Genomic DNA, 26,149 nt, shown 5'->3' with positions numbered 1-26,149 from the left:
GCTTCGCGCAGCTCCTTCAGCCCCGGCAGGTCGCGCGGGGTTTCCAGGCCGAAATGGTCGAGGAACCCGTCCGTCACCACGAAGGTCAGCGGCCGGCCCGGGGTCATCCGGCGGCGGCCGAAGCGGATCCATTCCAGCTCCATCAGCTGGTCGATGGTGCCGCGCGACAGGGTTACGCCGCGGATTTCCTCGATCTCGGCCCGGGTTACCGGCTGGTGATAGGCGATGATCGCCAACGTCTCGATGGCGGCGCGGCTGAGCCTCCGGGTTTCCACCTGTTCGGTGCGCATCAACCAGCCGAGATCCGCGGCTGTCCGCATCGCCCAGCCGTCGCCCACCCGCACCAGATGCACGCCGCGCCCGGCGTAGCGGCTGCGCAGATGCACCAGCGCCTCGGCCACGTCGCAGCCTTCGGGCAGGCGCTTGGCCAGTTCGGCGCTGGTCACCGGCTCGGCCGAGGCGAAGAGCACCGCCTCAATCATCCGTTCCTGTTCGCCCATCGGCGGCACTGGGAAAAGGCCCGGGCCGGGTTTGGTCTCGTCGCTCATCGGGCCTCGCCCTGCCGGTGGCGCACGCGGATCGGCGCGAAGGTTTCCGTCTGCTGGATGTCGAGCCGCCCCTGTTTGGCAAGCTCCAGCGAGGCGGCAAAGGTCGAGGCCAGGGCCGAGCGCCGCCGGGTCCCGGCCGCGCGCCAGCCCGGCGGCAGGAAGCCCGCCAGATCCGACCATTGCACCGCCTCACCGATCATGCCGCGCAGCCGCTCCAGCGCCGTCTCCAGCGGGTAGATATCCGTGCGGTCAAAGGCATAGGGGCGGAATTCGTCCTTGGTGCGCAGCCTGGCATAGGCCTGGATCAGTTCCAGCAGCGTCGCCGTATGCTGGGTGCGTTTCTCGATCGCCTGCGTCTCGGGCGCGCCGCGGGCGAAGAATTCACGCCCCAGCCGGTCGCGGCCCATGAGACGCCCGGCCGCCTCGCGCATCGCTTCCAGCCGTTCCAGCTGGAAGGCGAGATGCGCGGCGAGGTCTTCGGCCGAGGGCCCCTCCTCTGTCGGATCGGGAGGCAGCAGCAGGCGCGATTTCAGGAAGGCGAGCCAGGCCGCCATCACCAGATAATCCGCCGCCAGTTCGATGCGCAGCGCCCGCGCGGCCTCGACAAAGGTCAGGTATTGCTCGGCCAGTTGCAGGACCGAGATCCGGCGCAGGTCGACCTTCTGGCGGCGTGAGAGTGTGAGCAACAGGTCGAGCGGCCCTTCATAGCCGTCGACATCGACAATCAGCGCCTCATCCTCGAGCCGGGCGGCGATGTCGCCCTGCTCTGCCCCGGCTTCCATTCACGCCCCTTCTTGACTGAGGCGTTCAAATTCGGCGGTGGCGGCCTCAATGTCAATCGGCGCGGGCGGGCGGCGGCAGGCCAGCGCCGCCTCGGCCCGTGCGGTCGCGGTCAGGGGGCCGGAGGCAGCGACCACCTCGACCATCTCGGCCATCTCGCCCGAGCAATGCAGCACCAGATCGCAGCCCGCCCTGATCGCCCGCTCGGCCCGGTTGCCCAGCGTGCCGGGCAGCGCGTTCATGTTCAGGTCGTCGGTCATCAGGAGCCCGTCGAAACCCAGTTCCGCCCGCAGATAGCTAAGGACCGTGGGCGACAGCGTGGCGGGGGTGTCGGGATCGAGCGCCTCGTAGACCACATGCGAGGTCATGCCCAGCGGCAGATGCGCCAGCGCCCGGACCGGCAGGAAATCGGCGGCCTTCAACTGCGGCAGGCTCAGGCGGCAGCGGGCAAGGCTGTGGTGGGTGTCGGCATTGGCCGAGCCATGCCCGGGCAGGTGCTTGATCACCGGCAGGACGCCGCCTTTCAGCAGCCCCTCGGCCGCCGCCATGGCCAGCGTCGCCACGTCCAGCGGATCGGGCGACCAGATGCGGCGTTGCAGGAAAGGATGCGTGTCCGGCCCCGCCACGTCGATCACCGGGGCACAATTGCCGTCGATGCCGCAGGACATCAGTTCTGCGGCCATCACCCGGTGGCGCAGATAGACCCCGGTCGGCCCGCCATGGGGCTGGCTGGCGTCGGGCCAGTCGCGGGCCAGCGGCGGGCGCAGGCGCTGCACGGTGCCGCCCTCCTGATCGACGAAGACCGGGGCGTGCCAGCCCACCGCCTCGCGCAGGCTGCCCGTCAGGGCGCGCAGTTGCGCGGCATCCTCGACATTGCGGCGGAAGAGGATGAATCCCCAGGGATCGGCGTCGCGGAAAAAAGCGCGTTCGCCCTCGGTCAGCACCGGCCCGGAGCATCCCAGGATGGTCGCACCGGTCATCGGCTCAGCGGATCAGCGTGGGGATGCAGTCGACATTCTCGGCCAGGAGCATGGTGCAGAAGCGCCGTGCCTCGGGTTCGTCGGCGAAGCCTGCCGCGCGCAGCCGGTAGAAGACGCGCCCGCCCGAGGTCGCCGGTTCGACGATGCGGCCGCGGCTCTCCAGGAACGAGGGGAAGCGGGCGGTGATGGTCTCCCAGGCGTTGCGGGCCGCAGCCTCGTCGTCATAGACGCCGAGCTGCACCAGCCGCGTGCCGGGGGTCAGCGACGCGGGGTCGATGTCGGTGACACGCGGGGCGCCGAGGCGGGTGACCAGTTCGGCCAGCAATTGCTCGGCCTGCGGATCGGCGCCGCCCGGGATCTGCGCGCCGACCTGCGCCGCCACCTGGGTCGGTGCGGGGGCGACGGGCGTGGGCGCCACGGCGATGCGGGTGCCGTCGCGCCGCCGCGGGATCGGCGAGCGGGCGATGCCGGGCGTGCTGGAGGGCAGGATCTGCAGGGCGGGCGCGTCCTCGTCCAGCGACAGCCCTTCGGGCAGCACATCGCCCGAGGCAAAGGCGGTCTCGACCGCGGCGCCGATGGCGGCGGGGGTGGCGATCGGGGCCTGCTGGCTGCGCGCGGCCAGCGCGGCGGTGGCGCGGTCCTCATCGGTCAGGGGCTGTGCGCCCGGTGCCAGCGCGATGGTCTGCGCGGTCCCGGCCGCCCCGCCCTGGGCGGCGACGGTGTTGACGGCGAGGCCCTGATAGGCCGCCTGACGACCGCCCGGATCCTCGGGCGAGACGCGGATCGGACCTGCCAGCGCGCGGATCACCGGCACGCCGGTCACGTCGCGCACCATCAGGCGATAGGACCAGATGCCGACGCCCGCGACCAGCGCGACCGACAACACGGCCCCGGCGAAATTGACCAGCCGCCCGACGCGCACCGCCCCCGGCATCGCGCCGGCATTGGAGGTCGGGGACGGAATCCGCCCGGAATGCGGGGGTTGATACCCCTCGTAATAGCCTTGTGCCATGCTCGCCTCACAAACCCGCCGGGTTATTCCCGGTCTTGGCCCACGTCCTTCACCAGCCCGTTTTCACGGGCAGCCCGCCGTGCGCCAGCCTGTATTCAGCGCATTTCCTCGACAGGAGTGACGCCAAGGATAGCAAGACCCGCGGAAATAACAACGCCCACGGAACGGGCAAGGGCGATTTTGGCCGCCATTGTGGCCGGATCGTCCTGCACGAAGCGCAGCGAGCCCTCGTCATTGCCCTTGTTCCAATGGCCATGCAGGTCGGCGGCGAGTTCGGTGAGGAACCCGGCGACCCGGTGCGGCTCGTGCGCGCGGGCGGCGATTTCCACCTGACGCGGCCAATCGGCCAGCTTGCGGATCAGCGCCAGTTCCGCCGGGTGGTCCAGCCTGCTCAGGTCGGCCGTGGCCAGCGCGGCGTCCGACACATCGAGCGTGGCACCCGCCTTGCGCAGGACCGAGGCGATCCGGGCATGGGCGTATTGCACGTACCACACGGGGTTGTCGCGCGATTGCTCCTGCACCTTGTCGAAGTCGAAATCGAGCGCCGCGTCGTTCTTGCGGGTCAGCATGACGAAGCGGGTCACGTCGGCGCCCACTTCCTCGACCACGTCGCGCAGGGTGACGAAGGTCCCCGCCCGCTTCGACATCTTGAAGGGCTCGCCGTTCTTGTAGAGCTTGACCAGCTGGATGAGCTTGATGTCCAAGGGCACGCGCCCGCCCGAGAGCGCCGCCACCGCCGCCTTCATCCGCTTCACATAGCCGCCATGGTCGGCGCCCAGAATGTCGATCAGCTGATCGAAACCGCGCTGCACCTTGTCGAAATGATAGGCGATATCGGGGGCGAAATAGGTCCAGGAGCCGTCCGATTTCTTGACCGGCCGGTCGACGTCATCGCCATGGGCGGTCGACTTGAACAGCGTCTGTTCGCGCGGCTCCCAATCCTCAGGCGTTTTGCCCTTCGGCGGTTCCAGCACGCCCTCATAGATCAGGCCCATGCCGCGCAGCGTGTCGATGGCGGATTCGATCTTGCCCGTGCCATAGAGCGCCTTTTCGCTGGAATAGACATCCATGCGGACGCCCAGCGCAGCCAGATCCTCGCGGATCATGGCCATCATCGCCTCGGTCGAGAAATCGCGGATCACCGGCAGCCAGTCGGATTCCGGCGCGTTGAGGAAACGGTCGCCGAATTTCTCTTTCAGCGCCTCGCCCACCGGGATCAGGTAATCGCCGGGATAGAGGCCCTCGGCGATCTCGGGCGAGAGGCCATGCGCCTCGCGGTAGCGTTCAAAGGCCGAGCGGGCCAGAACATCGACCTGCGCGCCGCCGTCGTTGATGTAATATTCGCGCGTCACGTCCCAGCCGGCGAAGGCCAGGAGGTTCGACAAGGCGTCGCCCACCACCGCGCCCCGGGTGTGGCCGACATGCATCGGGCCGGTCGGGTTGGCGCTGACGAACTCGACGTTGATCTTCTCGGCCCCGCCGATGGTCGTGCGGCCGAAATCCTTGCCCGCAGTCAGCGCGGCAGCGACGACGCCCTGCCAGGCTTGCGGCTGCAGGCGCAGGTTCAGGAAGCCCGGTCCCGCCACCTCGGCCGAAGCCACGCGCGGATCGGCGGCGAGGCGGGCGGCCAGCGCCTCAGCAATCGCGCGGGGTTGCTGGCCCGCGGGCTTGGCCAGCACCATCGCCGCATTGGTCGCCATGTCGCCATGCGCCGCATCGCGGGGCGGCTCCACGGTCACGGCGGCGGTTTCCAGGCCCTGGGGCAGCGCGCCCTCGGCGGCCATGGCGCCCAGGCAATCAATCACCAGCGCCCGAATGTCGTTGAACAGGTTCATCGCGTCGTCCTTTGCTGGCCCCTGCCCTACCACGGCAAACGAAAACGTCAACCGAGCGCGCGGCTCAATGGTCGCCCGCGGGCATCGTCGGCCCCTTCGGCGCGCCGGTATTGGTGCGCAGGAGGAAGACGATGGGCAGCGCCATGGCGGTGAAGATCAGCATCAGGTGGAAATTGTCGATATAGGCGATCATCGCTGCCTGCTGCGTGACCAGCCCGTCGATCTGCGCGGCAAGCGTCCGGTTATGCGCCAGAAGCCCCGGCGCCAGATCCCGCACCGCGGGCGCATCGGCGGTGAGACGCCCGGCGATCTCCTCATGGTTGGTGGCCACCATGCGGGCCAGGACCGAGGTGACGATGGAGATGCCGACGCCCGAGCCCACGTTCCTGACCAGCGCGAACATCGAGGTGCCGTCGCCCCGGTATTTGGTGGCGAGCGTGGCGAAGGTCAGGGTCGAGAAGGGCACGAAGACGAAGCCCAGCCCGAAGCCCTGCAACAGGCCCGACCAGATGATCGGCCCGCGGTCCATCTGCGTGTCGAAACCGGTCATCATCCAGAAGGCGATCATGGTCAGCGCCAGACCGAAGAGCACCAGCGCGCGGGCGTCGATCTTGCCCATCAGGCGGCCGACGACGATCATCGAGATCATCGTGCCCACGCCCCGCGGCGCCATGACGATGCCGGTGGTGATGACCGGATATCCCAGCAGCGATTGCAGCAAGGGCGGCAGCAGCGCCAGGCCCGAGAAGAGCGTCAGGCCGATGACGAAGATGAACAGCATCCCCATCGCGAAGTTGCGGTCCTTGAACATGCGGAAGTCGATGAACGGGTCTTCCGCCGTCAGGCAATGCACGCCGAAGACCCAGAGCCCGCTGATCGCGAGGCCGGTGTAGATCCAGATCTCGGCCGATTCAAACCAGCCGACGGCCTGCCCCCGGTCCAGCATGAGCTGCAGCGCGCCCACCGCCAGCGCCAGCATGGCGAAGCCGAAGAAGTCGAAGCGCCGGGTCTTGGTCGGCGTCCGGGGCATGAAGGCCGCGACCCCGAAAAGCGCGAGGATGCCGATGGGCAGGTTGACCAGAAAGACATACCGCCAGCCGAAATCCTCGGTCAGCCAGCCGCCCAGCGTCGGGCCGACGATCGGCCCCAGCATGATCCCTGCGCCATAGACGGCCATTGCCTGGCCCATCCGCTCCCTCGGGTTGATGTCGAGGATGGTGGATTGCGCCAAGGGGCTCAGCACGGCGCCGAAGACGCCCTGCATGACGCGGAAGAGCACCATCTCCTCCAGCCCGGTGGCGATGCCGCAGAGGAGCGAGAAGAAGGTGAACCCGGCGATCGCGACGATGAACAGCATCCGCGCGCCCATCCGGTCCACCAGCCAGCCGGTCATCGGCGTGGCGATAGCCGAGGCCACGATATAGGACGTCAGGACCCAGGTGATCTCTTCCTGGCTGGCGCCGAGGCTGGCGGTCATATGCGGCAGGGCGACATTGGCGATGGTGGTGTCCAGCACCTGCATGATCGTCGCCAGCATGATCGAGGCTGTCAGCCAGCCGCGATGGCTGACCTCCAGCGTCGGGCGCGAGAGCGTGGTCATGGCAGCCAGCGTCGCCAGTGGCTCAGGTCAAGCCGGTCGAGCCGGCTGGTGCCGGTATCGACCGAGACGCTGGCGCTGAGCCCGCCGCGCAGGGATTGCTCGGGCGCGCCCTCCAGCCGGATCCGGACCGGGACGCGCTGGACCACCTTCACCCAGTTGCCGGTCGCGTTCTGCGCCGGGATCAGCGAGAATTGCGAGCCGGTGGCGGCGCCGATGCTGTCCACCACACCGTGCAGCTCTGCGCCGGAATAAGCGTCGATCTCCACCGAGACGGGCTGGCCCGGGACCAGCGCGCCGAGCTGGGTTTCCTTGAAATTCGCCTCGATCCACGAGGCATCGGATTCCACCAGGCTGGCCACCATCGTGCCGGTCGCCACATATTGCCCCACGTTCAGGCTGCCGGTCTGGCTGACGATACCGCTGGCGGGGGCGGTGATCACGGTATGATCGAGCGCCCGCTGCGCCGCCTCGCGCGCCGAGAGCGCGGCGCGGACCGAGGGCAGCGAATCCGTCTCACGCGTGGGATCGCCGCCCAGCGCGGCGGCCGCCTGCGTCACCGCCAGCGCCGCCAGCCGCACGTCGTTCTCGGCCGCCTGCACGGTGATCGAGGCACTGTCCAGCGCCGCATGGGTGATCACGCCCCGGTCGGACAATTCCGTCTGCCGCTGGTAATCCCGCTCGCGCAGGTCCAGCACCTGCCGCGCCGCGTCGAGCCGTCCGTCGGCGGTGACCCAGGCCGAGCGCTGCTGTTCCGCCGCGAGCCGCGCCGAGGCCAGCGCGGCCTCGGCCTGATCCAGCGCGATGCGGTAGGGTTCGTCATCCAGCCGGAACAGGACCGCGCCCGCCTCGACATGCTGGTTTTCCTGCACCGCGACCTCGGTGATGCGCCCCGCGACATCGGCGCTGACCGGCAGGATCGCCTGCCGGACATAGGCGTTGTCGGTGCTCTCATAGCGCCCGCCAGTCAGCCAGACGAAGCCGCCCGCCACGGCCAGCGCCAGCGGCACGGTCAGCATCAACACCCGGCGACGGCTGCGCTTGGGCTTGGGCTTGGCGGCGGCGGCCGGGGCAGTCGTCGGGTCGAAGGCGGTGGCGGTGTCCTTGGGGCTCATGGCGGTCTCAGTCATGGGTGGCGGCGAGCGATTCGAGATTGATGACCACGCGGCCCAGCAGGGCCTCCAGCGTGGCGCGGTCGGTGTCCGAGAAACCGGCGAAGATCCGGCCCGACAGGTCCTGGGCGATGGCGCGCATTTCCTCGACAATGGGATGGGCGCCGGGCGCCAGACGCACCAGCTTGGCGCGGCTGTCGGCGGGATCGGCCTCCCTGAGGACATAGCCCAAGGATTCCAGCCGGTTGACGATGTCCGACATGGTCATCGGGCTGGCCTCGATCCGCTGGGCGATGGCCGATTGCGTCAACGGCTCGCCCCGCGCCAGCAGGCCCAGCGTGCGCCATTGCAGCAGCGTCAGCTTGTGATCGCGCGCCGCGCGGGCGAATTCCGACCGCATCATGCGCGCGGCATCGTTGAAAAGAACCAGCAGGGATTTCGCGTCTTGGGACATCGGGCCGCCTTTCTACGGACCCATATAATATGGGTTCGTAGTATCGACAAGGGACGATGCCGCGCCGCAGAACCGGCGGTTTTTCAGCCCGAGACGATGTAGCGGGTGAAGCGCGCGGGATCGGTGCCCAGAAGCCGCGCGTGTTCCTGCAAGGCGAAGCGGTCGGTCATGCCGGCGACGTAATCGGCGACCACGCGGGCCTGCGCCGCCTCGTCCCCGGTGTGGCGCACGTCGCCCCGCCATTCCTCGGGCAGCAGCGACGGGTCATTCATGAAGAGCGCGAAAAGGTCGCGCACCACTTCCGTGACCTCGGCCCGCATGGCGACCACCCGCTCCGCCCGGTACATGCGGGTGAACAGGAACTGGCGGATCACCTTCAGCTCGCGGAACAGCCGGTCGGAAAAGCGGATGATCCGCGTGCCGAGGAAGCGAACCGCATCGGCATTCTCGGGCTCGGCCGATTGCAGCCGGGTGCGGGCGACGGCGATCACATCCTCGACCATGACGCCGAAGACGCGGCGCAGCGCCTCGTGCCGCCGCCGCATCTTGTCGAGGCCGGGATAGAGCGCGTCGACCTCGGCAAAGGCCGGGCCGGTGATCGGCAGCTCCATCAGATCCTCTTCGGTGAAGAGGCCCGAGCGCAGCCCGTCGTGCAGGTCATGGTGGTTATAGGCCACGTCATCGGCGATGGCCGCGACCTGCGCCTCGGCGCTGGCATAGGTGTGCAGCCACAGGTCCTGCTGGGCGTTGTATTCGACCAGCGCGGCGGGCAGCGAGCCTTTCAGGGGCGTGCCGTCCGGGTGGGTCAGCGGGCCGTTGTGCTTGGCGATGCCTTCCAGCGTCTCCCAGGTCAGGTTGAGCCCGTCGAAATCGGCGTAGTGCTTTTCCAGCATGGTGACGATGCGCAGCGCCTGCGCGTTGTGATCGAAGCCGCCATAGGGCTCCATCAGCGCGGCCAGCGCATCCTCGCCGGTATGGCCGAAGGGGGTGTGGCCCAGATCATGCGCCAGCGCGATGGCCTCGGCCAGATCGGTGTTCAGCCCCAGCGCGGCCGAGAGCGTGCGCGCCACCTGCGCCACTTCAATGGAATGCGTGAGCCGGGTGCGGTAATAATCGCCCTCATGCTCGATGAAGACCTGGGTCTTGTGCTTCAGCCGCCGGAAGGCCGAGGAATGGATGATCCGATCCCGGTCGCGCTGAAAGGGCGAGCGGAAGGTCGAGATGCGCTCAGGATGAAGCCGCCCGCGCGATTGCAGGGGGTCGGCGGCGAAGGGGGCCGGTTGGGTCATGCTGTCCGTTCTGCCATGGCGCTTGTCGTGCGCCCTTGGCCTTCTTATATCTGCCATAACCTTGCAGGAAAACGCCGTTTCGCCATGAATCTGCCGCCCCGTGTCACTGACCGCGCCTTCGACCGCCTCGCCGAGATCGCCGAGAATGCCGGGACCCCGCAGGTCCTGCGCGTCGCCGTCTCGGGCGGGGGCTGTTCGGGCTTCCAGTATGAAATCACCCTCGATGCGCCCGAGGACGAGGATCTGGTCCTTGCCAGCAAGGGCCAGCAGGTGGTGATTGACCCGGTGTCGCTGCCCTTCCTGTCCAATGCGGTGATCGACTTCACCGAGGAACTGATCGGCGCCCGCTTCGTCATCGAAAATCCCAACGCCGCCTCCAGCTGCGGCTGCGGCATCAGCTTCTCGATGTAAGCAGGTCAGGCGTTAACCCTTTCTGAACGCCGCCTTCTTTGCGCTCAAAATATCCTCCGGGGGGCCGGGGGTGGAAAACCCCCGGGTCTTGCCACCAGCACTAGGCACAGGCCTCGGCGATCTTCTCCACCGCCCGCTCCGCCGCATCCTCGAAGGGCGACAGCACCAGCGTCGCGCCAAGGTCGCGGTAGGCATCGGCCTCGGCGCCCCGGGTCACGGTGACCGCGACCTCGCCCCGGTAGCCCGCGGCCTTCAGCGCATGCAGCAGGGCGGGCTGGGTGTCGGCCTCACTCAGCACATTCCCCCGCCCGCGCGGCATGGCTGAGATGACGGCGCGGACCCTCGCCAGCGGCAGATGGGCCACGAATTCCGGGTCCGTCGCATCGCCGAATTGCGCCGTCATGCCCTGCGCGCGCCAGGTCTTCAGCGCCTCGGGGTCGAAATCGACGCCCAGCACCTCGAGCCCGCGCTCCTTCAGCCCCTGCCCGATCCGGCAGCCGAAACGGCCGAGGCCCAGGATCACCACATCCGGCCCCTCACCCTCGGCCGGAGCGCTGTCGCCGTTCTCGCGGTAGGGGGCGCTGCGTTCGAAGACGCCGAGGAAGGGTTCGCAGAGCACATAGAGCTTGTGCGACCAGGTGATCATGTAGACCGACAGCGCGATGGTCACCAGGCCGACCAGCGTGACCAGGCCCATGGCGCCCTCGTCCACATGGCCCAGCGCGATGCCCATCGCCATGAAAATCAACGAGAATTCCGAGATCTGCGCCACGGTCAGCCCGGCCAGGAAGCCGGTGCGCTTGCGGTAGCCCATGAAGCCCAGGATCGCCAGGACGATCAGAGGGTTGCCGACCAGCACGAAGACCGAGAGCACGGCGGCAGGCGCCACCTGCGCGCCCAGCGTCGACAGGTCCAGCCCGGCACCGAGGCCGATGAAGAAGAAGAGTAGCAGGAAATCCCTGAGCGGTGCCAGCCGCGCGCCGATCGCATCGCGTATGGGCGTCGAGGCGAGCGAGACCCCGGCCATCAGCCCGCCCAGCTCCTGCCCCAGCCCGATGACATCCGCCAGCGCCGCCAGCCCCGCCGCCCAGCCGACGGCGAAGATCACCAACAGCTCCTGCGAGCGGGCGATCAGCCCCATCAGCGGATTGGCGATCCAGCGCACGAAGACCCAGACGAAGGCCATCAGCGCCAGCGCGCCCCCGGCCAGCAGCAGGATCTCCTGCAGGCCCGTCTCGCCCTCGCCGCCGCCGAAGCCCAGGGCCGAGACGACGACCATGGCGAGGATCACGAAAATGTCCTGCACGATCAGGAAGCCCAGCGCGATCTGGCCGTGCAGGGAGTCGATCTCGTGTTTGTCGGACAGGAGTTTGACGATGATGATGGTCGAGGAAAAGGTCAGCGCCACGGCGATATAGACCGAGGACAGCGGGTCGATCCCCATCACCAGGCACAGAAGGAAGCCGACGACGGCGGTGAACCCCACCTGCCCCAGCCCGGTCGCCACCGCCACCGCGCCGAGGTTCCTGACCAGTTTCACATCAAGCTTGAGCCCCACCAGGAACAGCAGCACCGCGACGGCGATCTGGCCCAGCACGGCGATCATCTCGGTCGATTGCACGAGGCCCAGCGCGCCGGGCCCCGCCAGGATCCCGGCGGCGATGAACGAGACGACCAGCGGCTGGCGCAGCAGCAGCCCGGCAAGGCCCAGCGCCGCGGCCAGCATGACCAGCGCCGAGACCTCGAAGAAGATGAAGGAGAGGCCGGTGTCGTGCATCTCAGTTCCTGTTCAGCACGGCCGAGACCGGCGCCAGGCCCACCCCGGCGCGCCCCGCCCCTTCGGCGAAATCGGTCAGTTCCCGCATCGTGTCGCGGTCCGAAGCGGCAGCGGCGATCACCACCGCGGGCTGGCGCAGGGCCTCGAAAGCGGCGCGGTCGATCAGGCGGCGGATGGTGAATTCGCTCTGGTCGTCGCTCTCGATCACCCGGTAGACCGACGCCGCCCTCAGCCCCGCCCCGCGCGAGGCCTGCAGGAAGGCATCGAGCCCGTCCCGGAGCGCGATCGCGCCATAGCCCTCGCTCGCCAGCATGGCGGCGACGTTGCGGGCCAGCGCCGGATTGGCGCCGAGCCCGTTCACCGGCACGTCGATCACCGCCATCGCCTCGGGGAAGGCGCGGTGCCAGCCTTCGATCAGCGTCTCCAGATCCGAGGGCGTCGCCAGCTGCGGCACCCGCATCGCCTGCAGCGCGATCTCATGCCCGACAGCGCGGTAGGCGGCGGCGCGGCGCGGCGCCTCGGGGTCGTAGGGGTCGAGCGCCACGGTGACCGGCACCGGCAGGGCCAGGATCGCCGTCTCGGCCGCCGGTTCGTCGATCAGCACCACGCCCAGCGGCACCTGATCGGCACCGAGCGCGGGCTGGGCGGCGAAACGTTCGACGGCGGGGCGGGCATCGGGCGCGGCGGGTGAGGCAGCGGCCGGAGCCTCGGCAGCGCTCTCGCCGATGGTCGGCAGGCGGCCCGCCATCTGTACCCCGCCGCGGCGCACCGCGGAATCGTCGCCCAGCGTCCCGCGGCCGACGATCACCCCCGCCACCTGTCCGGGCAGGGTCGAGACCTGGGGCCGCTCAGGTGCTACGCCGGGCAGCAGCGGCTCCCCCCGTGGCACAGCAGGGGCGATGACCGGCGCGGGCAGGCCCGGGGCGGCGGGCTCCTGCGGGGCCGAGGGTTCGGGGACCGGCGGCACAAGGGCCAGGGTTTCGTCCTGCGCAACGGGGGGCAGTCGCCGGGTGGGCGTAGCCTCGGCCTCGGGCGCGGCGGGGGTTTCGTCGGCGGGGGCCTCGGCCTCGGGCGCTGCAACGGCGTCGGGTCCGGTCAGAAGCGGCTCGCCCGCGGGCAGGGCGGTGGCGGTGACCGGCGCGACCGGGACGATCCGGGCCAGCGCGGCGCTGTCGCTCGGGCTGTCGGCGGGCGGCGCGGCGGGCAGCCCGGCCTCGGCGGCGGGCAATTGCGGCGCGGTCATCGCCGGGGCGGCGGTGCCATCAGCGCCGGGCAACACCGGGGCCTCGGGCGCGGGCGGCATGGCGACCGGCGCCAGCGCGGCCAGCGTGGCATTCGGATCGCTCGGCGTATCGGCGGGCGGCGTGGGCGAGTCGCTGGAGGAGACCGCCATCCCGGCAGGCGCCGCGAGTGTGGCGGCGGCGGCGCCGTCCGATCCGGGCATCGCCGGGGCCTCGGGCGCGGGCGGCGTGGCGACCGGCGCCAGCGCAGCCAACGCGGCATTCGGATCGCTCGGCGTGTCGGCCGGCGGCGTGGGCGAGGCGCTGGGGGCGACCGCCATCCCGGTGGGCGCCGCGAGTGTGGCGGTGGGGGCGCCGTCCGATCCGGGCATCGCCGGGGCATCCGGCGCGGGTGGCGTCGTGACCGGAGTCACGGCCGAAAGCGTCGCCTGCGCCTCGGTCGGCGTGTCGATGGGCAACGCGGGGGGCGGGCTGGCCTCGGTCGGCATCGCCGTCAGGGCCTGCATCCGCTCCGGCGCCTCGCTGCCGGTCGCTGCGGGCATCGCCGGGGTCGACGGCGGCGCGGGCACGGCCTCGTCCTGCGGGGGCGCGGCCTGGGGGATCGCGGGCGCGGGGTCAGCGGCCTCGGGCGCGGCGCCGATCAGTTCGACCGGCTCCTCCCCGGTGCTCGGCGCGGGGCCGGGATCGACCGGCACCGCCACCGACAGCACCACGAACCCCAGCGCGAAACTGGCCAGCCCCACCCCGATCCCCTTGACGAACCCGCCCATCTGCCCCTCGTCGTTGCGCGTTTTTTACGGTTATACCGCGTCCGCCAGACGGTTGCACCCCCGAGCAAGGCCCGCCGGGCTTGACCCCGGCCGAGACGCGCGTGCATGAAGAGGGCCCCTGCCCCGGCCCCGCGGCCGACCCAATCGGATGCCCTGCCATGCTGCTCCTGATCGATAATTACGACAGCTTCACCTACAACCTCGTGCATTATTTCGGCGAGCTCGGCGCCGAGGTCGTGGTCCGGCGCAACGATGCCCTCGACGTGCAGCAGGCCATGGCGATGAACCCCTCGGCCATCGTGCTCAGCCCGGGGCCCTGCGACCCGGATGCGGCCGGGATCTGCCTGCCGCTGGTCGCCGCCGCGGCCGAGACGAAGACGCCGCTGCTGGGCGTGTGTCTGGGCCATCAGACCATCGGCCAGGCCTTCGGCGGGCGCGTGGTGCGGGCGGGCGAGATCGTGCACGGCAAGATGGGCGAGATCCAGCATGCGGGCACCGGGGTCTTCGCCGGTCTGCCCTCGCCCCTGAAGGCCACGCGCTATCACTCGCTGATCGTCGAGCGCGAGACGCTGCCCGATTGCCTGGAGGTCACCGCCTGGCTGGAGGGGGGGATGATCATGGGGCTCAGGCATCGCGACCTGCCGATCGAGGGCGTGCAGTTCCACCCCGAAAGCATCGCCTCGGAACACGGCCACGCCATGCTGAAGAATTTCCTCGACCGCGCGCAGGTGGCGGCATGAGCAGCTTCAAGTCCCTGATCGCCCAGGCCGTCGAACGCCCGCTGACCCGGGCCGAGGCCGAGGAGGCCTTCTCGATCCTCTTCGCCGGCGATGCGACGCCCGCGCAGATGGGCGGCTTCCTGATGACGCTCAGGACGCGCGGCGAGACGGTCGACGAATACGCCGCCGCCGCCGCGGTGATGCGGGCGCGCTGCGTCAAGGTGGCGGCCCCGGCGGGGGCGATGGACATCGTCGGCACCGGCGGCGACGGCAAGGGCACGCTGAACATCTCGACCGCGACGGCCTTCGTCGTGGCGGGCGCGGGCGTGCCGGTCGCCAAGCACGGCAACCGCAATCTGTCGTCCAAATCGGGCGCGGCGGATGCGCTGGGGGCGCTGGGGATCAATGTCATGGTCGGCGCGGCCGAGGTGGAGCGCGCGCTGGCCGAGGTGGGCCTCGGCTTCATGATGGCGCCGATGCACCATCCGGCGATGCGCCATGTCGGCCCGGTGCGGGCCGAGCTGGGCACGCGGACCATCTTCAACATCCTCGGTCCCTTGACCAATCCGGCCGGGGTGACGCGGCAGCTGACCGGCACTTTCTCGCCCGATCTGGTGCGGCCGATGGCCGAGGTGCTGCGGACCCTGGGGGCGGAAAAGGCCTGGCTGGTGCATGGCGGCGACGGGACCGACGAGCTGTCGATCGCCGCGCCCTCGCTGGTCGTGGCGCTGGAGGGCGGCGCGCTGCGGGAATTCACGGTGCATCCCGAGGATGCGGGCCTGCCGGTCCATCCCTTCGAGGACCTGCTGGGCGGCGATCCGGCCGAGAATGCGGCAGAGCTGAAAGCGGTGCTGTCGGGCGGCGGCCGGGCGGCCTATCGCGACGCGGTGCTGCTGAATTCCGCGGCGGCGCTGATGGTCGCCGACCGGGTGTCGGACCTGAAGACCGGCGCCGCCATGGCCCGCGAGTCGATTGAATCCGGCGCCGCAGCGGGCAAGGTCGCGGCGCTGGCCAAGCTGGTGCCGATGGGCTGACGGGTTGTACTTTTCTAACATTTCCGGCCGTGCCTTGCGGCGAGACCAGGGATAGAATGCCAGAAAACCAACAATCGGTCGTCTTGGCTTAATATCTGGCGTTTGAGGCGCTCACACAGCCCAGCCCTCGGCTTGCGCCTCGGGCGTTCGCGGCTGGAAACGATCCACGGGATCGTTTCCGCCCCGGCGCAGGTGCCGGGGCCGCCGCTCACCCCATCATCTTTCCGGTCTCACCCTGGGAATCGTAATGCCGCCTCAGCCGCAACAGGGCGATGCGCAACACGATCTTGCCCGAGCGCGCCGACCAGCCCAGACGCCGTTCGGCGGTTTCCAGCCCCTCCATGTGGCAGCAGCAGCGCAGCGCCATATCCGCCAGCCCGGGTCCCAGATCGTCGAGCGCGGCGATCACCCGGTCGCGCGCGCCCAGCGCCCCCTTTCCCGGTAACGCCCCCTTTCCCGCCCCCGTGCCCCGGATCGGACCGGTCAGAAACCTGTCCCAATCCTGCGTCATCGGGGCGCCGGTCTGCGCTGCCTCGAAATCCTCGCGCAGCCGCTCGGCCGCTTCCACCAGATCGGGCGTCAGGAACGGCTTGCCCTGGCGGTCGCGGCGCCGGGCCAGGGCGGTGATCGGGCTTTCCACCGTCACCGGCCGGGTGCGCCGCGTGTCCTCCTCGTCGAAGCTGCGGGGCGCGGGCGCGGCGCCTTCCTCTCCGGTCAGGCGCCTCAGCGCCTGGCGCCCGGCCTGGGTGATCTCGTAGCGCAGCACCCGGCCCGACTGCACGCAGATGATCCAGTCCTGCAGGGCGAAGGCCTCGGCCACCAGCCGGTCCAGCACCGCCAGCCGCTCCGTGCCCCCGGCCCCCTCGCGCAGGATCACCGCCCGGTCCATGTCGGGCGCCACCGCCATCAGCGCCCCCTCCTCGGCCAGCCGGGGCAGCACGCGCCGGGCCTCGGCATCCAGCGCGCTGTCGCCGGTCGTGGGCCCCGCCCCCGGCCCGTCCTCGGCCGCCTTGAGCCGCCCCAGCGCCCCGTCGACCAGCGGGTCGTCGCGCCGGTTCTCGAACCGCCGGACCTGCCGCAGCACGGTCGAGGCATGCACCCCTTCGGCCCGGGCGATCTCGCGCAGCGAGAGGCCGCCTTCGGTATGGGTCAGATAGAGCCGGACGGCAGACGGCACCCAGTCGGGCAGCTGGTCGAGCGGCGAGAGATTGGCGGTCATCGAACCCCCTTTGGTCTTGCCACACCCACGGCACGCGCCGGGTTCCGGTGTGGCAGACCCGAAATCCCAGAATAGATAGGTTGCCAAATGGTAAATATGCTCAACCTGTGCGTGCATCTGTTACCGGATTCTTAACCGGATCACCGGGACCACAATGGTTATCAAAGCGTAAGGACGCTTGAAGCTTGCGAACGGTGGAAAAAGGGCGGCGCGCAACACCCGGATAGATTGTGTCATCATGATGGCAGCCTTGTGTTGTTATCGTGAAAGGACCGTCCCGATGAGCAGTACCCACGCCGATTCGCTGTTGAACGCCCTGGCCGAACTGACGACCCTGCGGCGCCCCCGGCTGATGCTGCGCACTGCCCGCTACGGCACGCTCGATTACCAGCGCGAGACCGACCTCAGGCGCATCCTGCGCCTGCCCGCAACGCCCGCCCCGGGCGTGGCCAGCCTGCGCCTGCTGATGGAGCTGGAATGCCAGCACGAGGCGATGCGCACCCGCCCGCCGCAGGAGATCGGCAATCCCTGGCGCGCGACCCGCCATATCGAGGTGCTGATCGCGCTGATCGCCGAGGCGCGGCTGCTGGCCGAGGCGGTGACGCCCGCCCCTTGAGCGGTCGCTTTCCGTCCGGCGTCGGTCGCCCTGCCCTCTTCCCCCTGCCGCCCCAGGGGCTATGGTGCCGGGAACTTGAGACAGGACGGCTACCATGGCAGGCGACGCGCTGGTGATCTTTACCCCCTCGGGCAAGCGGGGGCGGTTCGTGACGGGCACCCCGGTGCTGACGGCGGCGCGGCAATTGGGGGTGGACCTCGATTCCGTCTGTGGTGGGCGGGGCATCTGCTCGAAATGTCAGGTGTCGCCCGGCGTGGGCGCCTTCCCCAAGCATGGCGTGACCGTGGCCCCCGACGCGCTCAGCGACTGGAACGCGGTCGAGCAGCGCTACAAGGATAAGCGCGGCATGATCGACGGGCGGCGGCTGGGCTGTCAGGCGAAGATCATGGGCGATGTGGTGATCGACGTGCCGCCGGAAAGCCAGCTGCACCGGCAGGTGGTCAGGAAGGCCGCCAGCGCCCGGGCGGTCGCCATGGACCCGGCGACGCGGCTCTTCTACGTCGAGGTGGCCGAGCCCGACATGCACGAGCCTTCGGGCGATCTGGAGCGGCTGGCGCAGGCGCTGGCCGAGCAATGGCAGATCGCCGGGATCGAGGCCGGACCGGCCGTGCTGCGCAAGCTGCAAACCGTGCTGCGCAAGGGCAATTGGGGGGTGACGGCGGCGGTCTATCGCGACCACCACGGCGGGGCGCCGCGGCTGCTGGACGTGTTCCCCGGCCTCTATGAGGGGGCGCTGGCGGGGCTGGCCATCGACCTCGGCTCCACCACCATCGCCGCGCATCTGTGCGATCTCAGGACCGGCGAGGTGCTGGCCTCGGGCGGGATCATGAACCCGCAGATCCGCTTCGGCGAGGATCTGATGAGCCGCGTTTCCTACGCCATGATGAACCCCGGCGGCGACGTGGAGATGACCAGCGCCGTGCGCGAGGCGCTGGATTCGCTGGCGAAATCGGTGGCGGCCGAGGCGGGGATCGAGCCCTCGGCGATCATGGAGACCGTGGTCGTCTGCAACCCGGTCATGCATCACCTGTTCCTCGGCATCGACCCGGTGGAGCTGGGCCAGGCGCCCTTCGCGCTGGCGACCTCCTCGTCGCTGTCGCTTCCCGCCCGCGATCTGGGGCTGAAGGCCCTGAACGCCGAGGCGCGGCTTTATACCCTGCCCTGCATCGCCGGGCATGTGGGGGCCGATGCGGCCGCCGTGGCCCTGTCCGAGGCGCCGCAGGAGAAGGACGATCTGGTGCTGATCGTCGACGTGGGCACCAATGCCGAGATCCTGCTGGGCAACAAGACGCGGGTGCTGGCCTGTTCCTCCCCCACCGGCCCCGCCTTCGAGGGGGCGCAGATTTCCAGCGGCCAGCGGGCGGCGCCCGGGGCCATCGAGCGCATCGAGATCGATCCGGTGACGAAAGAGCCGCGCTTCCGGGTGATCGGCTCGGACCTGTGGTCGGACGAGCCGGGCTTTGCCGAGGCGACGGCGCAGACCGGCGTGACCGGCATCTGCGGCTCGGGCATCATCGAGGCGGTGGCCGAGATGCGGATGGCGGGCATCGTCGATGCGGCGGGGCTGATCGGCTCGCCCGAACAGACCGGCACCCAGCGGTGTGAGGCCGAGGGGCGGACCCATGCCTATCTGATCCACGATGGCAGCGCCCAGAACGGGCCGCGCATCACCGTCACGCAGGGCGATATCCGGGCGATTCAGCTGGCGAAATCAGCGCTTTATGCGGGCGCGCGGTTGCTCATGGACGAAATGGGCGTGGACCATGTGGACCATGTGACGCTGGCCGGGGCCTTCGGCGCGCATATCAGCGCCAAACATGCGATGGTGCTGGGGATGATCCCCGATTGCCCGCTGGAGAACGTGACCAGCGCCGGGAATGCGGCCGGGACCGGGGCGCGGATTGCGCTGTGCAACATCGCTGCCCGGGCGGCGATCGAGGCGCAGGTGAAGCGCATTCACAAGGTGGAAACGGCCATCGAGCCGCGCTTCCAGGAGCATTTCGTCAATGCCTCGGCCCTGCCCCATGCGGTCGACACCTTCCCGCATCTGTCGCAGATCGTGACGCTGCCGCAGGTCGTGCACAACACCGGGGGCGGCGGTGAAGGCGGGCGGCGGCGGCGGCGCTGAGGCTCACATCCTGCCCGGTGACCAGAGGCCGAAACGCCTCTGGTGATCCTCGATGCAACCCAGATCCAGCGCCTTGCGGTCGCGCCCCTCGAATTCGCTCAGCGCCAGCGCGGCGCTGCCCCCGGCGCGGCGGCGGGTCGGCGGCAGGATCGAAGCCTCGACCCAGATCGGCGTGCCCGCCAGTTCCAGCATGGCCGAGAGCCAGACGTCATCCACCGGCCACCACTCGCCTGGGCCATCGCGCAGTTCCGCCGGGAAGAACCCGGCGCGGACCATGACCCCGCACCAGCCGCCCAGCAGATCGGCATAGCCGCTTTCCTCGACCAATGGCACGGGTTCGACCCAGCGCTGCGGGCTTTCCAGAATCGGCCTCGTCACGCTGCGCGGCAGACGGCGCATGCGCGGCATCCGCTCGGCCCGCCGCGCGGTCTGGTGGGAGCCAGGCAGGTGACGGCCAAGCGCCGCCAGCGCCTCGGTCGGGCGGGCGGCACGCAGCTCCTTGAAACGGCGGTGGAAATCCGGCGCGTAAAGGCTGTCGTCATCGCAAAACAGGATGTCGGTTTCGAGGTCCCCGGCCTCGAGGCATTCCAGCAGCGCCGGAACCACCTTGGTCGCCGGGCCCCAATCCAGCGGGCAACGCCGGATCGTCACGCCGGGCGGAACCTCGGGCAGGGCACCATCCCAATCGGGAAAGCGGCGATAGGTTTCGGGGATCCACACCTCGACCGGAGCGCGCAGGTCCTGCCGGACCAGCGAGCGCAGGGTCTGCCCGAGAAAGGCGAAACGGGGCGGGATCGACGACAGGGAAATGCGTGTCGTCATCCTGGCCGCCCCCCCACAGGACCGGTGCCTCAGCGGCCCATCTTGCTGAGCTTGGCCTCGAGCGCGGCCAGCTGACGGCGGATCGCGGTCAGATCCTCGGTCTCGTCGCCGCTTTCCTCGGCCGCCGCATCGCCGGTCTGCAGGCCGGGCATGTTCTTCCAGCCCGCCATCATGCTTTCCATGAAGGCCGCCTGCTGGCGCTGCATCTCGGCAAAGCCGGGCATCTTCGCCATCTGCGCCATCATCGGGTTCATGGCGCTCATCTGTTCGGCCAGCTTCGGCCCTTCCTTCAGCATTTCGAAGGACATGGCCAGAAATTGCGGCACCACGCTCTGCGCCTGGGCGGTATAGCTGCGCACCAGATCGGTCAGCACGTCGAGCGGCAGCACATTCTCGCCCCGGCTTTCGTGTTCGGCGACGATCTGCAGCAGGTACTGCCGCGTCAGGTCGTCGCCGGTCTTCAGATCAACGATCTGCACCTCGCGGCCCGCGCGGATGAATCCGGCGATATCCTCGAGCGTCACGTAATCGCTGCTTTCCGTATTATAGAGCCGTCGAGAGGCGTAGCGCTTGATCAAAAGCGGCTTGTCGGACTCGGCCACGTCGGTTGCTCCCCGTTTCATTTTTGCATTGCAGCGAGACTAGACCGCGATTTCGCTGCGGGAAACAGGATTCTTTGCGGGGCTTTCGCGAAGCGCCCAATTTCCGGGCAAAGGACGGCCCCTGCCCTGCCCGGACATGGCAAAGGGGCGGGCTTTCGCCCGCCCCTGACGCCTGAGTGGGAGGAACCCCGGCGTCCGCCTTCAGCGAGGCAGGGCCCGATGGCCCCGCCGCGCGATCACTTCGCCGCGGCGCTCGCCTTCTTGGCGGCCGAGGTCACTTCGTCGGTCGCTTTCTTGGCGGCGGCGGTCATGTCGGCGGTCGCCTTCTGCACCGCAGCGGTCGCCTCGGCCGACATGTCCTTGCCAGCGGCGAGCATCAGCTCGACGGTGTCCATCTGCACGCGCTTGGCGATCTCGGCGAAAGCGGCCATGTGCTCGGCAGCCATCTCGGCCGAGGCCGAAGCGAAATCGGTGTAGGCCTTGGCGTATTCAGCGGGCTCTTCCTTGACGGTCGAGACTTCGCCGATCTTGGCCAGGGTCGACTTGGTCCATTTCGACGAAACCTCGGCCGATTTCTCGGCGGCTTCGAGCACGACCTTGCTCATTTTCTCGCCCAGGGCAGCCTGGGTCTTGAACACGTCCTGCATCGCCTTGGTGTCGACCGGGAAGGCGCCCATCATGTCTTGCATGACTTTGGTGAAATCGTTCTTCGCCATTTTCTCTCTCCTTGCTTGGATCCCGCCATCCAGGACCCTGCGTCATGAGGAGAATATGGATGCTGCACCGCAGAAAATCAAGATAGTTTTTCTGCGGTGCAGCATTTTCCGTAACCCGTTGATCAACCGCTCGGATTGGCCAGAACATAGGTTCCGGGTGCGGGCGCCAGCACCGAATCACCCACAGGGCGAGCGGAAATCAGCTTGCCCGACCGGGCCCTGAGCCATTCCTCCCAGCGCGGCCACCACGAGCCCGGATGGTACTCGGCCTCGGCCTTCCAGCCCTCGGCGTCGCCGTCGAGCGGATGGTCCGAGGTGTAATGGCCGTATTTCTTCTTCGAGGGCGGATTGACGATCCCGGCGATATGGCCGCTTTCCGACAGGATGAAGGTCTTGTTGGTGGACCCCATCTTCGACACGCCGCGGAAGCTCGACCGCCAGGCGGCGATATGGTCCGTCTCGCAGGCGATGGCGCAGACCGGCACCTTCACGCCCGAGATATGCAGCGTCTCGCCCAGCATCTTGAACCCGGTCGAGCAGAGCTCGTCCCGCTGGCAGAGCCCGCGGAGGTACTCCACAACCATCCGCCCCGGCAGGTTGGTGCCGTCACCGTTCCAGAACAGCAGGTCAAAGGCGGGCGGCGCCTCGCCCAGCATGTAGCTGCGGATCGCCGGGCCATAGATCAGGTCGTTCGAGCGCAGATAGCTGAAGGTCTTGGTCATGTAATAGGAATGCAGATAGCCCTTCGCATCGGCCTCGGCCTCGATCCCGTCGACGAAATCGTCCTCCAGGAACACGCCCACCTCGCCCTGATCCGAAAAATCGGTCAGCGTGGTGAAGAAGGTCGCCGATTTGACCGACTTGTCCTTGCGCTTATCCAGCAGCGCCAGCGTCAGGCTCAGCGTGGTCCCGGCGATGCAATAGCCGATGACATTGACCTGCTTGACGGCGCAGAGTTCCTTCACCTTGGCGATGGCCTCCAGATACCCTTCCTCGACATAGGTATCCATGCCGACATCGGCGTAGCTGGCATCGGGGTTCACCCAGGAGACGACATAGAGCGTGTAGCCCTGATCGACGATCCACTTGATCAGGCTGTTCTGGGGTTTCAGGTCAAGGATGTAGAACTTGTTGATCCAGGGCGGGAAGATCAGCAGCGGCGTCTCGTGCACCTGTTCGGTCGAGGGCTTGTACTGGATCAACTCGAACATGCGGTTGCGGAACACGACCGAGCCCTCGGAAGTGCCGATATTGCCGCCGACCTTGAAGGCCTCGCGGTCCGACAGCGTGACCAGCAGCTCGCCGTTGTTGGCCTCGATGTCGCGCACCAGGTTCTCCAGCCCCTTGACCAGGCTCTCGCCCTCGGTCTCGACCGCGCGCATCAGCGCGTCGGGGTTGGTGCCCAGGAAGTTGGTCGGCGCCATCATGTCGATGATCTGCCGGCCGAAGAATTCGAGGCGGCTGCGTTCCCTCGGGTCGAGCGTATCGAGGTTCTCGATCGCCTTCTCGATGGCCTCGGACGACAGCAGATATTGCTGTTTGATATAGTTGAAATAGGGATGCGTGCGCCACAGCGGATTGGAAAAACGCTTGTCGTCCGGGGTGTTGTCCTCGGGCGCGACCAGGGGATGCTCGCGCAGGGCTTCCTGCGCCTCGACGAAATGCTTCAGCGTCTTGCCCCAATAGCCGACCTGCTGTTCCAGCACCTTCGAGGGGTTGTGCACCATCTCCTGCCAATAGGCGGAGGCGGCGCGCAGATAGAGCGAGGGATCGGGGGCCTGCAGTTCGCTGCGCTGCGGCTGCTTTTTCGCAAATGCAGCAATCAGACGTTGAGTGAGCGTCTCGATCCTCGCCAGATTGGCGTTAAGGACCTCGAGATTGGCGGATTCTTCATACTCGGAAGTTGCCATTTAAATATGTCCCCCCTAAACTCCTGCGGTGCAGCATAGACCCGCGCCCCCCACGTGGAAAGGCCGGATCCTTGTACCATAGCCGTGTCCTCTCGGAGACCCCCATGAAGCAGATGGCCACCTACGACTTGATGGAAACGATGCGCAACACCAACGAATGGTTGGGCGCGTCGGCCCGGGCGATGGCCTCGTACCCGGTCTGGGGCATGGTCCCGCATCCGATGTTCAAGATGATGTCGGCCTGGGGCCGGGTCACCGAACGCAGCTTCGCGCGCATGGTGATCAAGCCCGCCTGGGGCATCCGCACCGTGGTGGGCGAGGACGGGCGCGACCATCTGGTCGACCCGCAGATCGAACTGGCCCGCCCCTTCGGCGATCTGGTGCGCTTCCGCGTCGCCTCGCGCCCGGAAAAGGCCCGCCGCATCCTGCTCTGCGCGCCGATGTCGGGGCATTACGCCACGCTCCTGCGCTCGACCGTGGCCTCGCTCCTGCCCGATGCCGAGGTCTGGATCACCGACTGGCACAATGCCCGTGACATTCCGGTCTCCGAAGGCAAGTTCGATATCGAGGATTACACCCAGTACCTCGTCGATTTCATGAAGCACCTCGGCCCCGACACCCATGTCGTGGCCGTCTGCCAGCCCGCCCCCCTGGCGCTGGCCGCCACCGCCCTTCTGGCCGAGGAAGCACCCGAGGCGCAGCCGCTGACCCTGACCCTGATCGGCGGGCCGATCGACCCCGACGCCGCCGCGACCGAGGTCACGGACTTCGGCCGCCGGGTGACCATGGGGCAGCTTGAACATCTGGCCATCCAGCGCGTCGGCTTCAAATACGCGGGCGTCGGGCGTCAGGTTTATCCGGGCCTGCTGCAACTTGCCGGCTTCATCTCGATGAACCTCGACCGTCACGCCCAGGCTTTCAGCGACAAGATCGTCGCCGCCGCCCAGGGTGAGGACAGCGAGCGCGACCAGCACAACCGTTTCTACGACGAATACCTCGCGGTCATGGACATGACGGCGGAATTCTACCTCTCGACCGTCGAGCGCATCTTCAAGGAGCGCGAGATCGCCCGCAACGTCTTCGAGGTGAACGGCAAGCCGGTCGATATCAGCAAGGTCACCGATGTGGCGACGATGATCGTCGAGGGGGCGAATGACGACATTTCCGCGCCCGGCCAATGCCTTGCCGCACTGGATCTGCTGACCGGCCTGCCCGATGAGATGAAGGCGCAGCATCTGGAACCGGGCGCGGGCCATTACGGCATCTTCGCCGGGTCGAGCTGGCGCAACAACATCCGCCCGCTGGTCTTCAGCTTCATGGACGACAACAGCAAGCGCGGCAACCGCAAGGCCAAGAAGCCCGCGGTGACGCTGGCGGCCTCGAACAGCTGAGCCGACGCGCCCTGCCCTTCACGAAAGCCCCGCCCCTCGCCAGGCGGGGCTTTTGCTCAGGCGAAACCGGCCCCGGGCGTGCCCGGCGCCATGCGGATCAGCCGGGAATCGGCGACTGCCGCCGTCCGGTGCTGCGCAGCGCGCTGATACTCGGCGTCACGGATCATGTCGATGAAGGCCTGCCCGCTGGGATAGGCGGCAACGAAGGCGATGTCCCAGCGCTCGGCCTCGGGGCCGATCAGCATGAGTTCCGGCCGCCCGCTCCACAGGATCGAGCCGCCCAGCCGCCGGAAGATCGGCCCGCTTTCGCGGCCATAGGCGGCATAGGCCTCGGCCCCGGTGGCCGTGCGGCCGTCCTCGTATCGGGCCTGATCGCGCAGGCGGACGAGGTTCAGCATATGCACCGGCTGATCGCGCGGCAGGTCCTTGAAGAGGCCAAAGCGCGCGCGGTCGGGGTTGATATGGCCCTCGCCCGGCCCGCTCACGGCTTCAACCCGTTGCGCAGGACCAGCAGGTCGATGGCCTTCGAGACGAAGATAGCCCCGGCTTCGAGCGCGGCATCGTAAAGGACGGAATCCATGGTCAGGATCCCCGGCGGCTTGCCCGCGGCGCGGATCCGGCGGATGCCGTCAAGGATCGCCTCCTTCACCTCAGGATGGGCGGGATTGCCGGGATGGCCGAGGCTCGCCGCCAGATCGGCCGGGCCGATGAAGATGCCGTCGACGCCCTCGACCGCGGCGATGGCCTCGATCTGGGCGAGCGCGCTGGCGGTTTCGACCTGCACCAGCAGGCAGGTTTCCTCATGCGCGCGCTGGTGATAGCCGGCGATCCGGCCGAAGCCCGCGGCCCTTGTGGCCCCGGCGACGCCCCGGATACCGAGCGGCGGGTAGCGGGTGGCGGCGACGGCCAGCGCCGCCTCGTCCGCGTTCTGGATCATCGGCACGAGGATGGTCTGCGCGCCATGGTCGAGGATCTTCTTGATCAGCGCCACGTCCAGCACCCGCGGCCGGACGATGGCCGAGACCGGAAAGGGCGCGACGGCCTGCAGCAGCGGCAGCACCGAGGGCACTTCCAGCGGCGCGTGTTCGGTGTCGAAGAGCATCCAGTCGAAGCCCGCTCCGGCCGCCATCTCGGCCACCAGCGGGTCGGTGATCTGGCACCACAGGCCGCGCTGCACCTGCATCGC

At 68.6% G+C, this 26,149-nt stretch carries 24 protein-coding genes; 6 read left to right on the top strand and 18 right to left on the bottom strand.

What is annotated here, in order from left to right; genetic code table 11:
* From scpB to VDQ18_RS13300, 9 genes are all read right to left on the bottom strand, one after another.
* Positions 1-548, bottom strand: a 548-nt coding sequence (gene scpB / locus VDQ18_RS13340; RefSeq protein WP_323021425.1) for an SMC-Scp complex subunit ScpB, incomplete at its 3' end; no start/stop codon positions are given.
* Positions 545-1,330: a ScpA family protein gene (locus tag VDQ18_RS13335; protein ID WP_323021424.1), complete on the bottom strand. Its 786-nt coding sequence runs from the start codon at positions 1,328-1,330 to the stop codon at positions 545-547. The genes scpB and VDQ18_RS13335, both read right to left, overlap by 4 nt.
* Complete coding sequence (locus tag VDQ18_RS13330) at positions 1,331-2,308, bottom strand: glycoside hydrolase family 3 N-terminal domain-containing protein (protein WP_323021423.1); 978 nt, start codon at positions 2,306-2,308, stop codon at positions 1,331-1,333.
* Between the two features lie 4 nt (positions 2,309-2,312).
* Positions 2,313-3,320 (bottom strand): SPOR domain-containing protein, encoded by a 1,008-nt coding sequence (locus VDQ18_RS13325; RefSeq protein ID WP_323021422.1) that lies wholly within the window; start codon positions 3,318-3,320, stop codon positions 2,313-2,315.
* Positions 3,321-3,415: 95 nt separating this feature from the next.
* Positions 3,416-5,155: an arginine--tRNA ligase gene (argS, locus tag VDQ18_RS13320; RefSeq protein WP_323021421.1), complete on the bottom strand. Its 1,740-nt coding sequence runs from the start codon at positions 5,153-5,155 to the stop codon at positions 3,416-3,418.
* A gap of 64 nt (positions 5,156-5,219) precedes the next feature.
* Positions 5,220-6,755: a DHA2 family efflux MFS transporter permease subunit gene (locus VDQ18_RS13315; RefSeq protein ID WP_323021420.1), complete on the bottom strand. Its 1,536-nt coding sequence runs from the start codon at positions 6,753-6,755 to the stop codon at positions 5,220-5,222.
* Positions 6,752-7,867, bottom strand: coding sequence for an HlyD family secretion protein (locus tag VDQ18_RS13310; protein ID WP_323021419.1), 1,116 nt, complete (start codon positions 7,865-7,867; stop codon positions 6,752-6,754). Before VDQ18_RS13310 ends, VDQ18_RS13315 begins: the two co-directional genes overlap by 4 nt.
* Positions 7,868-7,874: 7 nt before the next feature.
* A complete protein-coding gene (locus VDQ18_RS13305; protein ID WP_323021418.1) occupies positions 7,875-8,318 on the bottom strand; it encodes a MarR family winged helix-turn-helix transcriptional regulator in 444 nt (147 codons plus the stop codon).
* 83 nt (positions 8,319-8,401) lie between these two features.
* On the bottom strand, positions 8,402-9,607 hold the full coding sequence (locus tag VDQ18_RS13300) for a deoxyguanosinetriphosphate triphosphohydrolase (RefSeq protein WP_323021417.1): 1,206 nt from the start codon (positions 9,605-9,607) through the stop codon (positions 8,402-8,404).
* A gap of 84 nt (positions 9,608-9,691) precedes the next feature.
* On the opposite strand from VDQ18_RS13300, the gene VDQ18_RS13295 reads away from it, so the two are divergent.
* Entirely contained in the window at positions 9,692-10,018 is a 327-nt protein-coding gene (locus tag VDQ18_RS13295; RefSeq protein ID WP_107751731.1) for a HesB/IscA family protein, read from the top strand.
* A 100-nt stretch (positions 10,019-10,118) separates the two neighbouring features.
* Here VDQ18_RS13295 and VDQ18_RS13290 read toward each other — a convergent pair whose 3' ends face one another.
* Together VDQ18_RS13290 and VDQ18_RS13285 are read right to left on the bottom strand one after the other, a co-directional pair.
* Entirely contained in the window at positions 10,119-11,795 is a 1,677-nt protein-coding gene (locus tag VDQ18_RS13290; RefSeq protein ID WP_323021416.1) for a cation:proton antiporter family protein, read from the bottom strand.
* 1 nt (position 11,796) lies between these two features.
* On the bottom strand, positions 11,797-13,806 hold the full coding sequence (locus VDQ18_RS13285; protein ID WP_323021415.1) for a divergent polysaccharide deacetylase family protein: 2,010 nt from the start codon (positions 13,804-13,806) through the stop codon (positions 11,797-11,799).
* A 158-nt stretch (positions 13,807-13,964) separates the two neighbouring features.
* Between VDQ18_RS13285 and VDQ18_RS13280 the strand changes: the two genes are divergently transcribed.
* Both VDQ18_RS13280 and trpD read left to right on the top strand, forming a co-directional pair.
* Positions 13,965-14,546, top strand: coding sequence for an aminodeoxychorismate/anthranilate synthase component II (locus VDQ18_RS13280; RefSeq protein ID WP_323021414.1), 582 nt, complete (start codon positions 13,965-13,967; stop codon positions 14,544-14,546).
* Entirely contained in the window at positions 14,543-15,559 is a 1,017-nt protein-coding gene (gene trpD, locus VDQ18_RS13275) for an anthranilate phosphoribosyltransferase (RefSeq protein ID WP_323021413.1), read from the top strand. Before VDQ18_RS13280 ends, trpD begins: the two co-directional genes overlap by 4 nt.
* A gap of 208 nt (positions 15,560-15,767) precedes the next feature.
* Here trpD and VDQ18_RS13270 read toward each other — a convergent pair whose 3' ends face one another.
* Positions 15,768-16,778 (bottom strand): DUF6456 domain-containing protein, encoded by a 1,011-nt coding sequence (locus VDQ18_RS13270; RefSeq protein WP_323021412.1) that lies wholly within the window; start codon positions 16,776-16,778, stop codon positions 15,768-15,770.
* Positions 16,779-17,058: 280 nt separating this feature from the next.
* Here VDQ18_RS13270 and VDQ18_RS13265 point away from each other — a divergent pair, with 280 nt between their 5' ends.
* The gene (locus tag VDQ18_RS13265; RefSeq protein WP_323021411.1) at positions 17,059-17,394 is read left to right on the top strand and encodes a DUF6477 family protein; all 336 of its coding nucleotides are present in this window, start codon (positions 17,059-17,061) and stop codon (positions 17,392-17,394) included.
* Positions 17,395-17,488: 94 nt separating this feature from the next.
* Positions 17,489-19,522 carry an ASKHA domain-containing protein gene (locus VDQ18_RS13260; protein ID WP_323021410.1) on the top strand — a complete coding sequence of 678 codons (2,034 nt, stop codon included), beginning with the start codon at positions 17,489-17,491 and terminating at the stop codon, positions 19,520-19,522.
* A gap of 3 nt (positions 19,523-19,525) precedes the next feature.
* Here the strand turns inward: VDQ18_RS13260 and VDQ18_RS13255 are convergent, their stop codons facing one another.
* The 4 genes from VDQ18_RS13255 to phaC form a co-directional block, all read right to left on the bottom strand.
* Entirely contained in the window at positions 19,526-20,344 is an 819-nt protein-coding gene (locus VDQ18_RS13255) for a hypothetical protein (RefSeq protein WP_323021409.1), read from the bottom strand.
* A 29-nt stretch (positions 20,345-20,373) separates the two neighbouring features.
* Positions 20,374-20,946, bottom strand: coding sequence for a polyhydroxyalkanoate synthesis repressor PhaR (gene phaR / locus VDQ18_RS13250; RefSeq protein ID WP_323021408.1), 573 nt, complete (start codon positions 20,944-20,946; stop codon positions 20,374-20,376).
* 236 nt (positions 20,947-21,182) lie between these two features.
* Complete coding sequence (locus tag VDQ18_RS13245) at positions 21,183-21,662, bottom strand: phasin family protein (RefSeq protein ID WP_107751741.1); 480 nt, start codon at positions 21,660-21,662, stop codon at positions 21,183-21,185.
* A 122-nt stretch (positions 21,663-21,784) separates the two neighbouring features.
* Positions 21,785-23,572: a class I poly(R)-hydroxyalkanoic acid synthase gene (gene phaC, locus VDQ18_RS13240; RefSeq protein WP_323021407.1), complete on the bottom strand. Its 1,788-nt coding sequence runs from the start codon at positions 23,570-23,572 to the stop codon at positions 21,785-21,787.
* Between the two features lie 104 nt (positions 23,573-23,676).
* On the opposite strand from phaC, the gene phaZ reads away from it, so the two are divergent.
* A complete protein-coding gene (phaZ, locus tag VDQ18_RS13235; protein ID WP_107751743.1) occupies positions 23,677-24,963 on the top strand; it encodes a polyhydroxyalkanoate depolymerase in 1,287 nt (428 codons plus the stop codon).
* A 56-nt stretch (positions 24,964-25,019) separates the two neighbouring features.
* On the opposite strand, the gene VDQ18_RS13230 is transcribed toward phaZ, so the two are convergent.
* Together VDQ18_RS13230 and VDQ18_RS13225 are read right to left on the bottom strand one after the other, a co-directional pair.
* Positions 25,020-25,448, bottom strand: coding sequence for a DUF1330 domain-containing protein (locus tag VDQ18_RS13230; RefSeq protein WP_323021406.1), 429 nt, complete (start codon positions 25,446-25,448; stop codon positions 25,020-25,022).
* The gene (locus tag VDQ18_RS13225; protein WP_416235106.1) at positions 25,445-26,146 is read right to left on the bottom strand and encodes an aldolase/citrate lyase family protein; all 702 of its coding nucleotides are present in this window, start codon (positions 26,144-26,146) and stop codon (positions 25,445-25,447) included. The genes VDQ18_RS13230 and VDQ18_RS13225 overlap by 4 nt, the downstream gene beginning before the upstream one ends.
* Positions 26,147-26,149: the final 3 nt, after the last annotated feature.

Origin of the sequence: Pararhodobacter sp. (assembly GCF_034676075.1) — a bacterium.
Lineage (GTDB): Bacteria > Pseudomonadota > Alphaproteobacteria > Rhodobacterales > Rhodobacteraceae > Pararhodobacter.
This window is presented reverse-complemented; position numbering and strand designations above follow the sequence as displayed.